Here is a 14,002-nt window from a genome sequence, read left to right as displayed (position 1 = left end):
ACTCGCGCCTGGGCACGATGGCGCGCCGGATCGCCCTGCCAGTAGACGGTTGCAGGAACCCTTTCGCGCCATCGGCGTCGGCTGATGCCTACATGACGACAGCGCCATCGCGCCATGTCGCCACCGCACGCCGTTCCTAGGATTTCCACGGCGCGTCATGCGTCCGGAGACCCCACATGAAATTCGAACATTCCATTGCCGACGTGGAAGACGGCGGCGGCGGCGCCCGCCTGACCCGCCGCGCCGCCTTCCAGTCCGGTGCTGCGCTCCTCGGGGCAGGCAGCTGCATGGCAACGGCCAATGCGCAAAGTGGGTCCGCACCCGCTGTCTCATCTTCCGTGCCTGCAGCCGAACCGCCGCCTCAGCGCATGCAGGTGCAGTTGCAGGTGAACGGGCGATCCCACCGGCTCGAGGTCGACACCCGCACCACCCTGCTCGATGCGCTGCGCGAGAACCTGCGCATGACCGGGTCCAAGAAGGGCTGCGACCACGGCCAGTGCGGCGCCTGCACGGTGCTCGTGGAAGGCCGGCGCACCAACGCCTGCCTCACGCTGGCGGTGATGCACGACGGCCAGTCGGTCACCACCATCGAGGGCCTGGCGCAGGGCGACACGCTGCACCCGTTGCAGCAGGCCTTCCTCGACCGTGACGGCTTCCAGTGCGGCTACTGCACTCCGGGCCAAATCTGCTCGGCCGCGGGCATGCTGGCCGAAGCCAGGGCAGGCATGCCCAGCCATGTCACGCGCGACCTGGGCGCCAACGTGACGCTCGGCGAGGCAGAGATCCGCGAGCGCATGAGCGGCAACATCTGCCGCTGCAGTGCGTATCCCAACATCGTGGCGGCCATCAAGGACGTGGCCGATGTATCGGGAACATCCGGGACACCGGGAACATCGGGAGCGCGCTCATGAGAGCCTTCAGCTACGAACGTGCCATCTCGCCCGAAGCGGCGGCCTCCGCCTGCGCGCGTCCCGGTGCACGCGTCATTGCAGGCGGCACCAACCTGCTCGACCTGATGAAGCTGCAGATCGAGACGCCCGTGCACCTGGTCGACATCAACCGCCTGGGCCTGGACACCATCGACGCCACCGCCGACGGCGGCCTGCGCATCGGCGCCATGGTGCGCAATGCCGACCTGGCCGCCGACGCCCGCGTGCGCAAGAACTACGCGGTGCTCAGCCGCGCGCTGCTCGCTGGCGCCTCGGGCCAGTTGCGCAACAAGGCCACCACCGGCGGCAACCTGCTGCAGCGCACGCGCTGCGTCTACTTCTACGACACCGCGCGCGCGTGCAACAAGCGCCAGCCCGGCTCGGGCTGCGCCGCGCTGCAGGGCTACAACCGCATGCATGCGGTGCTCGGCGCCAGCGACCAATGCATTGCCACGCACCCCTCCGACATGGCGGTGGCCATGCGCGTGCTGGATGCGTCGGTGGAAACGGTGATGCCCAGCGGCACGCGGCGCGTGATTCCCATTGCCGACTTTCATCGCCTGCCCGGCAATACGCCGCAGCTGGAGACCAACCTGCAGCCCGGCGAGCTGATCACCGGCGTCACGCTGCCGCCGCCCGTACCCGGGCAGCACGTGTACCGCAAGGTGCGTGACCGCGCTTCCTACGCCTTCGCGCTGGTCTCGGTAGCAGCCATCGTGGACGCCGGGGGCGGTCGCATCCGCTCGGCGCGCATGGCCTTCGGCGGGCTGGCGCACAAGCCCTGGCGCGTGGAGGCGGCCGAGGCGCGGTTGGCGAACACCGTGCTCGACGAGGCCGCCGTCGATGCCGCGGCCGACGGCGTGCTCGCCGGCGCCCGCGGTTACGGCCACAACGATTTCAAGCTCCCGCTCGTGCGCCGCACGCTGCAGGCGACCATCACCGAAGCCGTGCGCGCGGCCTGAAGGAGAACGCACCATGGAAATGAACGCTCCCTCGACGCGCAACCCCATAGACGACAACCGCACCGGCCTGATCGGCAAGCCCATCGACCGCGTGGATGGCCGCCTCAAAGTGACGGGCAAGGCGCCCTACGCCTATGAAGTGCAGGAGGCGCCGGGAAAGCCGGCCTACGGGTTCATCGTCGAGGCCACCATCGCCAAGGGCACGGTGGCCGACATCGACGCCTCGGCCGCCGAAAAGGCGCCCGGCGTGCTGCTGGTCATGACGCACCGCAACGCGCCGAAGCAGGCGCCGTGGGGGCCCATCGACGCCAAGGACCGCTTCGCGCGATCGTCCCCGCAGCTGGCGAGCGACAAGGTGCGCTACTACGGCGAGGCAGTGGCCTATGTGGTGGCCGAAAGCTTTGAGGACGCACGCTCGGCCGCCGCGCTGGTCCGCATCCGCTACGAAGCCGCGCCCGGCGAGTACGACATGGTGGCCGCGCAGGCCAAGGCCGAAAAGCCGAAGGACGACGAGATGCAGAAGGCAGACAGCCGCATCGGCGACTTCGAAACGGCCTTTGCGGGTGCGCCCGTGCAGATCGATGCGACGTACACCACGCCGCACCACATTCACGCGCAGATGGAGCCGCACGCCACGCTGGCCTGGTGGACCGGCGACAGTGTCACAGTGCACTGCGCCTCGCAACTTCTGGAGAGCGCGCAGAACGCGGTGGCCAACACGCTGCAGCTTTCACCCTCGAAGGTGCGCATCGTGAGCCGTTACATCGGCGGCGGCTTCGGCGGCAAGCTGCCGGTGTACGGCGACGTGATGCTCTCGGCCATGGCCGCGCGGCAGCTGAAGCGGCCCGTGAAGACGGCGCTCACGCGCCAGCAGATGTTCCACTTCACCACGCACCGCAGCCAGACCATTCAGCGGCTGCGCCTCGGCGCCACGCGCGACGGCCGGCTCACGGCCATAGGCCACGACTCGCTGTCGCACAGCGCGCGCTTCGACGACTTCTACGAGACCGCCAGCACCCAGACACGCTCGCTCTATGCCGCCCTCAATCGGCTGACCACGCACCGCTCGGTGAAGCTCGACCTGCCCATCTCCGATTCCACCCGCGCGCCGGGCGAAGCCGTCGGCATGCTCGCACTCGAACAGGCCATGGATGAGCTGGCCGAAAAGCTCGGCCTCGACCCCATCGAGCTGCGACGGCGCAACGAGCCCACCACGGACCCGGAGAAGAACATTCCCTTTTCCACCCGCCAACTGCTTCGCTGCATGGACGAAGGCGCCGAACGCTTCGGCTGGAAGCGCCGCAGCGCCACCCCCGGCTCCTTGCGCGAGGGCCGATGGCAGATCGGCCTGGGCATGGCAGCGGCCACGCGCAGCAATTTGCTCATGGACGCCAAGTGCGCGGTGGCGCTCGACCGCCAGGGCGTGCTCACGGCGCGCATGTCGATGACCGACATCGGCACCGGAAGCTACACCGTCTTCACCCAGATTGCGGCGGAGATGCTGGGCCTGCCGGTCGACCGGGTGCGCATCGAACTCGGCGACAGCGACTTTCCTGAAACGCCGGGCTCGGGCGGCTCGTGGGGAGCCGCCAGCGCGGGCTCTGCCCTGTTCGACGCCTGCACCAACCTGCGCGGCCAACTCGCGCGCCGCCTGGGCGCGAAGCCCGACCACGTCGTGTTCGCCGACGGCCGCGCCACGGCCGGTGCGCACTCCGAATCGATCGGTGTGCTCGCTGGCACCATCGGCCTGCGCGCGGAAGGCCAGATCAAGAAGGGCGACATGGCGAAGAAGTTTTCGCAGCAGGCCTACGGCGCGCACTTCGCCGAAGTGGCGGTCGACATGGACACCGGCGAGATCCGCCTGCGCCGCATGCTCGGCGTGTTCGCCGCGGGGCGCATCCTGAACATGAAGACGGCCACCAGCCAAGCCACCGGCGCCATGATCTGGGGCGTGGGCTCTGCGCTCTTCGAAGACGCGGTGGTCGACACCCGCTTCGGCGCGTTCGTCAACCACGATCTGGCCGAATACCACGTGCCCTCGCATGCCGACATTCCTGCGATCGAAGCCGTGTTTCTCGAGGAGGTCGACGACAAAACCAACCCGCTGAAGATCAAAGGCGTGGGCGAATTGGGCATCTGCGGTGCGGGTGCTGCCGTGGCCAACGCGGTCTACAACGCGACGGGCGTGCGCATTCGCGACTACCCGCTCACGCTCGACAAGGTGCTCGGGTTGCAGGCGCGCCAAGGCTGAGCCAGGCAGCGAACACCCGCGCAATTTCGCAAGGTGAACGTTTCCAGTTCGGCTCGAGTGCAGATGGATTTGCTCTACAGGTGACAGGTGTCTCAAGCAAAGGAGTCGACCATGGCAAGAATGATGGGTTCGTTCGAAACGGAGTCCATTGCGGCTCCCCAGTTGCCTGATTCAGTGGAACTGGAGATGCCGCAAACCTACCGAGCCCGGCTGATCCGGCAGCGCGCCTACGAACTCGCCGAGCGCCGTGAATTTCTGGGGCGCAACCAGCTCGAGGAATGGCTGCAAGCGGAACGCGAGGTGGACGCGCTGCTCTCGAGTCAACCTCCGGGATCCAACGGCCTCGACCCCCGGCCAAGCCTGTGAATCCCGTGCAAGTTGCCGGCCCTGGGCCGCTTTCGACAGAACAGGTCAGGGGCCGCCACGACGCGGCAGCGTGACCAACTTCAGTTCTTACCGCGAACGCTCGAGGCAAGACTTTGTAGAAGCGCCCGGGCCGCTGGCCGACGAACATCCAGACGGCCTTGCGGCTCGCGCACCTTGCTGGCGATCGCCGGAAAACGTCCCGCAAACTGGCACGCCGAGAGCGAGTGCGGCAGGGGCGCCCACCGCCCATCGGAACGCCTGGCGCTGCGCCTTCTCATTCGCTTCCAATCTGAAGTTGCCTGCCATCGCCTCTCCGCGAGTCCGCTCAGACCGTCGACTGGAAGATTTCGGGCCGATTCTACGAACGCTTGCTGAGCCATCCGAATGTTCGACAACCTCGCGTACCACGGTCTTCGCCCAAGCCTTCGCACCAGCCGCTGATTTGGCGGAAACGGCTCGGCTTTTCAGGCTGTGGACCTTGGCCAGTGGCATCGGTGCGAAGGTCAGGGTGCGCGCGGAGGATCATTCTCACGCGCAAAGTGCCGCGGGCCGCCCACGGCCGCGATGAACGCAGTGATCGCTTCGTCGGCGCCTGCAGCGTCGGCGAGGATGAGGCCAGGGTCTGCAGACCCGTCAGGCAGCGTCATCGGGATCTGCGCCTCGGCCAGCAGCGCGTCGGATGCGCCCAGCGCCAGGATCGTCTTGCAGTGCCAGTACTGCACCCGCAGGAACTCGAGCGTGTGAGCGTCCGCGTCCAGCGCCTCGACCGCCGCGGCACCGTCGGGCAGCACCAGCGCATCGAAAAGGAAACCGGGCGAATTCTCCATCGTCGCATCGACGGCGAACCTCTCGCCGTTCGCGCCAATGCACGTTCCCAGCCGCGCGCCGACGAGCCGCGGCACCGCGCCGGCCGCCACCAGCGACGAAACTACCTTCTGCAGCGACGTCCCCTCGACGCCATTGGCCACGAGCACCGCCACCTTGCGCGTGCGAATGCCGCCGTCACCGGGCCGCGCCATCAGCGACAGGGCTGGCGACACCTCCACCTCTGGCGTCGCCGGCTTCTCCAGTGCCCTGGGAAGCGGCGCCGGAAGCTCCATGCCCAAGTCCTGCGCAAGCCTTTGCGCGAGGTCGGGGGCGGCGTTCAGCAGGCTTGCCACCACGCGCTCGCGCACCGCGGGCACCGTGACCTTGGAAAGCTCGAAGCGGAACGCATTGCCGATATGCGCCTTCTCCGTTTCGGTCTGGCTCTCGAAAAACAGCCTGGCTTGCGTGTAGTGGTCGGCAAACTTCTCAGGCTTGATGCGAACCTTGTCCGCGCTTTCCTTGGCATCGATGCGCCTTGCGATGCTCGTGAACCCCTGCGCCGCGCCCGCCTGGAACGGGCATCCGCCGGCCAGCGAGTTAGGCTCGTAGGCCACACGCCCGCGGTTGATCGCCTGGCGGTGCATGCCGTCGCGCTGGTTGTTGTGCACCTGCGCGATCGGTGCGTTGATCGGCAGCTCATGGAAATTCGGCCCACCCAGCCGGCTGATCTGCGTGTCGACATAAGAGTGAATGCGCCCGGCGAGCAGCGGGTCGTTCGTGAAGTCCAGGCCCGGCACGATGTGCGCGGTGCAGAAGGCCACCTGCTCGGTTTCAGCGAAGAAGTTGTCGGGGTTTCGGTTGAGCACCATGCGCCCCACGATCTGCACCGGCACAAGCTCCTCGGGAACGATCTTGGTTGCGTCGAGGATGTCGAAGCTGAACTGCTCCGCCTGTTCCTCCGTGAAGATCTGCAACCCGAGCTCCCACTCGGGATACTCGCCCGCATCGATCGCCTCCCACAAGTCGCGGCGATGGAAGTCGGGGTCGGCGCCCGAGATCTTCACCGCCTCCTCCCACACCAGCGAATGTGTCCCCAGCTTCGGCTGCCAATGGAACTTCACGAGGAAGCTTTCGCCCGCTTCATTGACCAGGCGGAAGGTGTGCACGCCGAAGCCCTGCATCATTCGGTAGCTGCGCGGGATGGCGCGGTCCGACATCTGCCACATCAGCATGTGCGTGGATTCGGGCATCAACGACACGAAGTCCCAGAAGGTGTCGTGCGCGCTGGCCGCCTGCGGCATCTGGTGGTGCGGCTCGGGTTTCACCGCATGCACAAGGTCTGGGAACTTCATCGCGTCCTGGATGAAGAACACCGGCATGTTGTTGCCCACCAGGTCCCAGTTGCCTTCGTCGGTATAGAACTTCACGGCAAAGCCACGCACATCGCGCGCGGTGTCTTTCGATCCGCGCTCGCCGGCCACCGTGGAGAAGCGCACGAACACCGGCGTGACCTTGCCGGCCTCCTTGAACGGTGCGGCCTTCGTGAACTTGGTGAGCGGCTCGTAGCACTCGAAGAAGCCGTGGGCGCCAGAGCCGCGGGCATGGACGATGCGCTCCGGAATGCGCTCATGATCGAAGTGCGTGAGCTTCTCGCGCAAGATGAAGTCTTCGAGCAGCACCGGGCCGCGCGCCCCGGCCTTCAGAGAGTTCTGGTTGTCGGCAACGGCCACGCCCTGGTTCGTCGTCAGCACCTGACCGCTCGAATCGACGCGCACACGGTCGAGCGTGCCGATCGTCGCATTGACGCCTTCGGGAGCAACCGTACCCGTCTTGTCGGAGGCGTTGCGCTCCGACAGCGAGCTACCGCCCGGCAACCTGGACGGCGGTGAGACAGCCGCGCCGGCAGGCGTTGCCGACGCATTCGCCTCTCCATGTTCGAAAGGCTTCGTCTCGTTCGACGGCATTCCGCTGGCAAGCGCCTGGGTGTCGATCGCTCTCTGCGCGGGCAAGTCGCCCTTGCCGGCCTGCGGCGGAGCGGGACTCGCGGGCCCGCTGTCGGTGTTGCGCGCGGCGGCTCTGGCCGCGTCGATTTCCGCTGCGCTGGCTGCAGGGGTGGCAGAAGTCGGTGGGGTTTTCTTGGCCATGGCTCTCTCTCGAAAATGGGGAGGCAAGGCTATGTTCTGTAGATGCGGCTTTTTGTAGGAAGCCGCCGCATCGCCATCGGGAGATTTGCAACAGGGAGAGACGACAAACGGGTCGGGGGCCAATTCAATGCCTGCAGCTGCCCTTGCGATGATGCCCGGCCCGCAGCTACTGCTTCAATCACTGCGGTCACGCAGCCGCGCCGGGTTGTTCTCCAAATAACGCTCCCACAAGAAAAGTGCTGGTAGCGCAAGCAGGTGCAACAAGGCAAACAGCAAGCCGAAGCAGAACATTGCGATCGCGATCACAGGGCTCGCCGCAATGCCAAACAGTGTCTTCAACATTTTCAAACCCTCCTCAAGGCCAATGGTGCCGAGCGCGCCTCGAACGCCTCGTAGGAAGGCAGCTGAATTTTCTTTTCTGCGAGCCCTCTGCGCCCGCCTACACGCTGCACGCGCGCGCGCTGACGCAACGCACGCGGTGTCGCTCTAGATTTCGACCAACCCCTCCCTTTTCATGCGCCACCCGGAGAGCATCAAAATGATCGGCATCGTCGTACCCGCGCACAACGAAGAGGCTTGCATTCGCTCCTGCCTGACGGCCTTGCGTGAAGCCGCCCGGCACGCCGACCTGGCAGGTGAGCCCGTGGAGATCGTTGTCGTTCTGGACGCATGCACGGACGCCACCGGCGTGTTCGCCTGCGCCGCAGGAGCCATGACGCTGAGCGTTCGCGCAAGAAACGTCGGCATGGCGCGCGCCATTGGCGCCGAGGCATTGCTCGCCCGGGGGGCACGCTGGCTCGCGTTCACCGACGCCGACACGGTCGTCGCATGCTCGTGGCTTGCGGATCAGCTTTCCCTTGGTGCCGACGCCGTGTGCGGAACGGTCGGCGTGGTCGACTGGACACCGCACGGCGCGCATGCCCCCTTGCTGGAGTGGCATTTTCAGCAGACCTACACCGATACCGAAGGTCACTCGCACGTGCACGGGGCCAACCTGGGGGTGTCGGCTGTCGCGTACAGACGCGCGGGCGGCTTTCGCCACCTGCAATGCAGCGAGGATGTCGCCCTGGTCAACGCGCTGGTTGCCTCCGGGGCTGCGGTGGTATGGAGCGCGAAGCCCCGGGTGGTCACCAGCGCGCGAAAAGATGGAAGGGCCACGGGCGGATTCGCGGACGCCTTGATCAATGCCGTGGCCCAACGGCTTGAGGCAGCGGCGCGGCCGCTGCTGTTGCCGACGCCGGCGTCGTCCTCGATAAATCATCCATGACCCGAAATCTTCAAAGGAGCCACCATGACGAACAATGCTCAACAGAAGCCGATGTCGCCGGTCAACATCGACCAGAACCGTGCGGTAGGGCAAGACAGCCCGGCGCAAGGCAGCCGCATGGGCCGGGAAGCGAACAAGGCGCACGGCTACCCCGGCGAAGCCGAGCAGCAGGTGGCGACAAACTCCACCAACCCTTCGGGCACTGAACCCAGCGAGCCGGCCTCCGGCAGCGCGACCTCGATCACAGAAGAAAGCAGCCGCGAGGAAGCCGTGCGCCGTGCGGCCTATGAAGCTTATGAACGTCGCGGCAGTGCTGCGGGCAGTGACGTCGACGACTGGCTGGAAGCCGAGGCGCAGGTGAGCCGACAACACTCCAAGTAGTGAGCTCGAAGGCCTGCTGCATGTCGCGCGGCAGGCGATTCATCTCCGCGAACAGATCGCGAAGAAACAAGGATCGATACATGGCGACAATCTCCGAAAAGTTGACGGAGCGCGGGCGCGCGTCCCGACGCTTCCGTGAATTGGTCTCAGTGCTCGGCGACGAGTTTCAAGGGGTTGTCGCTGCATATCACCTGCGCGCCCTAGTGAGGCCTGGTCGGCTCACGCGGCGTCGAGGATTTGCTCGTGCTGGCGATGAACGCTGCGGACCTGATACGGGGCATCCGGAATCTCCAGCGTGGCGCACGGGACTCGGGATAGCCGAACTTCGCGAGTTCTTCGCGCCCCTTCTGGGTAATCGCCAACACCTGGGCCTCAGTAAGCGACCCGTCGGTCGAAGCCGGACGAATCAGAGCGACGACTAGCCCGGCGGCCCGGAGGACCCTGACCCCGTCGATGTCCTCCTTACGGTAGAACGGCATGGGCAGTCGAGAGCCCGCGATTTGCCTAAGCAAGTTCATGGCCATTTCAGTACCTCCTTTGAGATTGACCACTGTGCGACGACGAAGAAGATAGACCTTGCCGCGCTGGTTTTCAAGAGGGGAACCGGCGCCCATAGCCGCAAGTCTGCGAATAAAAAGACCCGGTCGCTTGGGACCGGGTTGAGGTTTACAGCAAGCCTGCGGCTAACCACGGGGGAAGCGAATTTAAGGTTGTGCTCGACGCATTGAATGTCAGACGATTCTGATTTTTTCGCTTGAACGCCGCATGCAGCTTGCGGACGGGCGCGGGTCCTGCGCTTGCTTTGCAGCGGCACGGAACGGCCTACGGGCAATTCCCGTCGAAGCAGTTACGCTAATTTGCGCCACGAGTTTTTCGTCGCGCCTTGCAAATCGGTCGCGCAGGGCCAAAAGGTCCGGGCCGAGTGCGGCCCAAGCCCTCAAAAGGTGAGCGCGCTCCGCCGCTGGCCAGGCCGAGGTAGAAGGCATGCGGGAACAAGCAGTGCTCCTACGTGTAGCGTTGGGCGTCATTTGCAGAATGCCCGCAAAGTAAGAAGCTCTGCCTCAAATGCCACTCTCCTACCTCCGCAAGATCGAGCGGGCAACCTTGCCTCTTACGGTGACGGACCCTGTTGATGTCAGACAGGTGGAACTGCTCCGCGCTGCTCTGGTGATTACTGCGACTCTGCGCCGGGCCACCCCCGAAACACCGCCGCATTCCGCAGTAGTTCACGAGATAACACCTGCGGGGTGGATTCTTCTAACACGCGGCATCGCGTAGCGCTGAACCGTTGCCATCGGCCCAAAGCTGGGTTGCGTTCACTGAGGCCGACACGGTCGTCTCGTGGCCGTGGCTCCCGGACTGGCGTTCGCTGAACGCCAATGCGATTTGCCGAAGGGCGATCGCGCGCAGACGCACGTGTGTGCATTCGCAGTACGGGGGGGCAGCGAGGATGTCGCTATCACGAATGCGCTCGTTGGCGATACTGTCTACAGGCAGTGGCCCTGGGACCTGCATTGGAGGAATGCCGGTCCCCGCACACACCGGACGATGCATGGAGGTGAATCGGAATCGCTTTGGCCGCTGGCACTGTTGAATTCCGCTGATCTCTGACCCTTCTACCCCACTCCCGCAGGCAAAGCCCCCGGTTCGTTCTGTTTCCACAGCGCTTCTGCGCCAACGATGGGAATGCGCTCGCGCAACGGGTAGCTGCCCACTGCTTTCAGGGATCCCCAGCCGCCGGCCGCGCGGGTATATGGTTCGAATCGCGTTTTCTCGGTAACAGGAAGCTCCGGCTGAGTGTGGGATGGATGCAAGTTGTTGCGCCAGGCGTCGAGGCGTTGCAGTTGCCGAAGCGGCAAACGTTCAGGACGGCGCTGGTGCCCCCTTCTCGCGCAGAACACCGTTGATCTCTGCGCCATAGATCAAGGTCGTTGCGCTGACGTAGAGGAACACCAGGGTTGCGACGACGCCCGCGAAGCTGCCATACACCAGCGCAAGCTTTCCCGCCGTGCGTAGCGTGTACGAAAGCGTGGCTGCGGCTGCTACCCAAAGCGCCGCACCCACCACTGCGCCCGGAAGCACCGTGTACAAACGCTGCCGCACGTCCGGCAGCCAGCCATACAGCAGACCGTAGAGCACGGTCAGCAGCAGGAAGGCAGATCCGTATCGCACGCTGTTCTGCAGCCACGGCACCTCCTGCCCTACCCCCGCCTTGTCCTGCAGAAACCTCCAGAGATACGGCAGGATGATCACCGAGCTGAAGGCGGCCAGGACCCCTCCGCCAACCACTACGGTAGCCAGCGTGGATTTGATCCGAGCCTTCCAGAACGGCAAGCCTCTCTCGACGCCGTAAGCCCGATTCAACGCCGTGCGCACCGCCTGCATGCCCGACGAAGCGGCCCACAAGGTGGCCACGAGTCCAACCGTCAACAGCGCTTGGTTCCGTTGGGCAAGCACCTGTCTGATCACCGGCGCCACCGCATCGCGAACGACTTGAGGCGCATAGTCCATCACCCGGCTGGCCAGCGCCGCCGCGTCGCCGGGCTGTCCCGCGAAGCCAGCGGCGGCGGACAGCAGAATCAGGAGTGGAAACATCGCCAGCACCGCAGAGAACGCCAGGCTTCCGGCCTGGTTGCCGCTTTGATGAAGGATGTAGTTGCGAATGGCAAGCAGGACGACCCGCAGCCCGGGCACAGCCAGAAAGACTTGCCGAAGGCGCTGCAAGGCCTCGAGAAATCGGCTCACATTGAACCGTCGCGCTCATCAATCGAGTGGCACTCCTTGGGAGCGCCGGTTTCGCGCGCCCGTGCGGCGAGGCGCACGTAGAAGTTCGCCACTTCGCGCAAGTCTTGCTCGTCGAGATCCTCGATGCCGATCATCCGGTTGCTCGCAACCTTGCTCGCGGCCAAGAGCTCGTTGAGCTTCAAGTGCAGCGCCACACTGTCCTTGTTCTGGCTCTGCTGAATGAGGAAGACCATCAAGAACGTGACAATCGTCGTGCCCGTATTGATCACCAGCTGCCAGTTTTCCGAGAAGCCAAACAGCGGGCCCACAACGGCCCAGACGACCACAGCAAGAATGGCCAGGCAAAACGCGGCGGGTGTACCGGCCCAGCGCGTGACCCTGCTCGCGAAATGATCGAATGCGGACAGCAAACGAGACCGGTCTGCGTACGACGCGCTAGACGTTTCGGGCATCGACCCCACGGGATCATCAGTCGACTGACGAGAAGGCATTGAGAAGCTCGACATAAGAAGATCTGTGTTTCGATCGGCGAAGGACAGGTGCCGCAAATCTAAGGAACCGCTGAAGAACTCGGCCGCGCGTTCTTCGCGCAAGCCGCTGTAGGACGATGCCCGCCGCGCACTCATGAGTACGTGAATGCGCAGACTCCTCGACGAACGGCCAATGTCCGCAACCGTGCGCTAGCTAGCCTGCGCGCGCGGATGGGCCTACGATAGGCCCATGACGGCATCAAACGATGCGGCACGTGCCGCGGAGCAACCGGTCAGTCCCGCTGTTGCTGCAGTCGGAATCGACCCTGCAATGGCTGCAGCGCTCCTCTGGGAGCAGTCACCCGACATCGCCTTCGTGGTGCTCGACACGGCAGGCGTGATCACCGCTTGGCGAGGCGCCGCCGAGGCGCTCTTCGGATTTTCCGAAGAAGAGATCTCCGGCAGTCCCATCGACGTCCTCTTCGTGGAAGAGGACAGGGTACTTGGCTTGCCCCAGCTGGAGCGAGAGGTCGCAGTGTCCGCGCATCGCTCGGAAGACGACCGATGGCATTTGCGCAAGGACGGCGCGCGCATCTGGGTGACGGGCAGCCTCATCGCAATTCAGCAGCATGGCCAGCACGTCGGGTTCGTGAAGGTCATGGCCGATCGAACCAACCTGCGCGCGCGGATCGAGACTTCCGAAAATCGACTGCAGATTGCTCAGGAGAAGGTCCAGGCGCGCGACGCCTTCTTCGGCCGATTGGTACACGAGGTTCGCAATGCGCTCGGGCCCATGCGAATCGCTGCTGAAATCATGGAGAAGCGGGGTTTGGTCGTTGACGAACTGGCGAAACCTGCGAGCGTGGTCGCCCGCCAAGCCGTCCTCGTCGAGCGCATGATGGCTGACTTGGCCGACGTCGTGCGGGTTGGCGTGGGAAAACTGACCCTTTTCAAATCCGAATTCGACCTTGGCGCCGAGATCGTCGATATTGCAGACGTCGTCGCAGCGGACGTCGAAGCGAAGCAGCAGACCATCGATGTACTCGTGCCGCCCGTTGCCATTCCCATCCTGGCCGATCGCCAGCGGGTGCACCAGATCGTCTTCAACCTTCTTCACAACGCCATCAAGTACACGCCTGCAAAAGGGAAGATCTGGCTGCGCTGCACTGTCGAAGTGAACCACGCGGTCATCAAGGTGGCGGACACGGGAATTGGCATAGATGCCGCCTTGCTGCCGGTGATCTTCGACCTGTTTACGCAGGAGGACCCTGACCGCTCCGGCGGTGGCTTTGGCGTTGGCCTGTCCCTGGTCAAAGATCTGGTCCACGCCCATGGCGGGTTCGTGGAAGTGCGCTGCGACGGAAAGGGCCAAGGCAGTGAGTTCACCGTTCGGCTTCCCCTTGATGGGCCCTCATTGCCACCTTGAGGCGTCCCAACGCGATCACCCCGACGAGATGGCAGGACGTCCAGTCGGTGGGGGACACGCTGCCGCGTGATCCGTGGTGTCGACGAGCTTTCAGAAAAAGCGCCGAAGCCACGAAGATCCGGACAGCCGACACGTGATGTTCCGCGAGCAACGGGGCGACCCGAGACTAGGTTGCGTGCGTGCGCGGGTGCATGTGCAGGAGCAGCACCGGCGGAGCGGCGCCGCCGTAGCGAACGCGCGAGGTAGCGTTTGCC

General features: G+C 64.9%; 11 protein-coding genes. 7 read left to right on the top strand and 4 right to left on the bottom strand.

What is annotated here, in order from left to right:
- Nucleotides 1–176: 176 nt before the first annotated feature.
- From BM013_RS35085 to BM013_RS35070, 4 genes are all read left to right on the top strand, one after another.
- Nucleotides 177–911, top strand: a complete 735-nt coding sequence (locus BM013_RS35085; RefSeq protein WP_371281550.1) for a 2Fe-2S iron-sulfur cluster-binding protein — start codon at nt 177–179, stop codon at nt 909–911.
- A complete protein-coding gene (locus BM013_RS35080) occupies nt 908–1,891 on the top strand; it encodes an FAD binding domain-containing protein (protein ID WP_093133950.1) in 984 nt (327 codons plus the stop codon). The genes BM013_RS35085 and BM013_RS35080 overlap by 4 nt, the downstream gene beginning before the upstream one ends.
- A 13-nt stretch (nt 1,892–1,904) precedes the next feature.
- The gene (locus BM013_RS35075) at nt 1,905–4,142 is read left to right on the top strand and encodes a xanthine dehydrogenase family protein molybdopterin-binding subunit (RefSeq protein ID WP_093133948.1); all 2,238 of its coding nucleotides are present in this window, start codon (nt 1,905–1,907) and stop codon (nt 4,140–4,142) included.
- Nucleotides 4,143–4,253: 111 nt separating this feature from the next.
- Complete coding sequence (locus BM013_RS35070; RefSeq protein ID WP_093133945.1) at nt 4,254–4,508, top strand: DUF2934 domain-containing protein; 255 nt, start codon at nt 4,254–4,256, stop codon at nt 4,506–4,508.
- A gap of 503 nt (nt 4,509–5,011) precedes the next feature.
- Here the strand turns inward: BM013_RS35070 and BM013_RS35065 are convergent.
- On the bottom strand, nt 5,012–7,459 hold the full coding sequence (locus BM013_RS35065) for a catalase (RefSeq protein WP_093133942.1): 2,448 nt from the start codon (nt 7,457–7,459) through the stop codon (nt 5,012–5,014).
- A gap of 174 nt (nt 7,460–7,633) precedes the next feature.
- Nucleotides 7,634–7,801, bottom strand: a complete 168-nt coding sequence (locus BM013_RS41485; protein ID WP_177206756.1) for a hypothetical protein — start codon at nt 7,799–7,801, stop codon at nt 7,634–7,636.
- A 196-nt stretch (nt 7,802–7,997) separates the two neighbouring features.
- Between BM013_RS41485 and BM013_RS35060 the strand changes: the two genes are divergently transcribed.
- A complete protein-coding gene (locus BM013_RS35060; RefSeq protein WP_093134171.1) occupies nt 7,998–8,726 on the top strand; it encodes a glycosyltransferase family 2 protein in 729 nt (242 codons plus the stop codon).
- Nucleotides 8,727–8,750: 24 nt separating this feature from the next.
- Nucleotides 8,751–9,107: a DUF2934 domain-containing protein gene (locus BM013_RS35055; RefSeq protein WP_093133939.1), complete on the top strand. Its 357-nt coding sequence runs from the start codon at nt 8,751–8,753 to the stop codon at nt 9,105–9,107.
- 1,863 nt (nt 9,108–10,970) lie between these two features.
- On the opposite strand, the gene BM013_RS35045 is transcribed toward BM013_RS35055, so the two are convergent.
- Both BM013_RS35045 and BM013_RS35040 read right to left on the bottom strand, forming a co-directional pair.
- Nucleotides 10,971–11,852, bottom strand: a complete 882-nt coding sequence (locus tag BM013_RS35045) for a YihY/virulence factor BrkB family protein (RefSeq protein WP_093133933.1) — start codon at nt 11,850–11,852, stop codon at nt 10,971–10,973.
- Nucleotides 11,849–12,343: a low affinity iron permease family protein gene (locus BM013_RS35040; protein WP_093134168.1), complete on the bottom strand. Its 495-nt coding sequence runs from the start codon at nt 12,341–12,343 to the stop codon at nt 11,849–11,851. The genes BM013_RS35045 and BM013_RS35040 overlap by 4 nt, the downstream gene beginning before the upstream one ends.
- Nucleotides 12,344–12,572: 229 nt before the next feature.
- Here BM013_RS35040 and BM013_RS35035 point away from each other — a divergent pair, with 229 nt between their 5' ends.
- On the top strand, nt 12,573–13,748 hold the full coding sequence (locus BM013_RS35035) for a PAS domain-containing sensor histidine kinase (RefSeq protein WP_093133930.1): 1,176 nt from the start codon (nt 12,573–12,575) through the stop codon (nt 13,746–13,748).
- The last annotated feature ends 254 nt before the right edge of the window (nt 13,749–14,002 follow it).

This window comes from Variovorax sp. OK605, from assembly GCF_900115445.1.
Lineage (GTDB): Bacteria > Pseudomonadota > Gammaproteobacteria > Burkholderiales > Burkholderiaceae_C > Variovorax.
Note: the sequence above shows the minus strand (reverse complement) of the source record. Positions and strands in the feature narration are given on the sequence as shown.

Excerpts from the sequence above, each read along its gene's own strand:
- BM013_RS35080 (WP_093133950.1), top strand. The coding sequence starts at position 908 with ATGAGAGCCTTCAGCTACGAACGTGCCATCTCGCCCGAAGCGGCGGCC.
- BM013_RS35060 (WP_093134171.1), top strand. The coding sequence starts at position 7,998 with ATGATCGGCATCGTCGTACCCGCGCACAACGAAGAGGCTTGCATTCGC.
- BM013_RS35040 (WP_093134168.1), bottom strand. The coding sequence starts at position 12,343 with ATGCCTTCTCGTCAGTCGACTGATGATCCCGTGGGGTCGATGCCCGAA.
- BM013_RS41485 (WP_177206756.1), bottom strand. The coding sequence starts at position 7,801 with ATGTTGAAGACACTGTTTGGCATTGCGGCGAGCCCTGTGATCGCGATC.
- BM013_RS35065 (WP_093133942.1), bottom strand. The coding sequence starts at position 7,459 with ATGGCCAAGAAAACCCCACCGACTTCTGCCACCCCTGCAGCCAGCGCA.
- BM013_RS35070 (WP_093133945.1), top strand. The coding sequence starts at position 4,254 with ATGGCAAGAATGATGGGTTCGTTCGAAACGGAGTCCATTGCGGCTCCC.
- BM013_RS35075 (WP_093133948.1), top strand. The coding sequence starts at position 1,905 with ATGGAAATGAACGCTCCCTCGACGCGCAACCCCATAGACGACAACCGC.
- BM013_RS35035 (WP_093133930.1), top strand. The coding sequence starts at position 12,573 with ATGACGGCATCAAACGATGCGGCACGTGCCGCGGAGCAACCGGTCAGT.
- BM013_RS35085 (WP_371281550.1), top strand. The coding sequence starts at position 177 with ATGAAATTCGAACATTCCATTGCCGACGTGGAAGACGGCGGCGGCGGC.
- BM013_RS35055 (WP_093133939.1), top strand. The coding sequence starts at position 8,751 with ATGACGAACAATGCTCAACAGAAGCCGATGTCGCCGGTCAACATCGAC.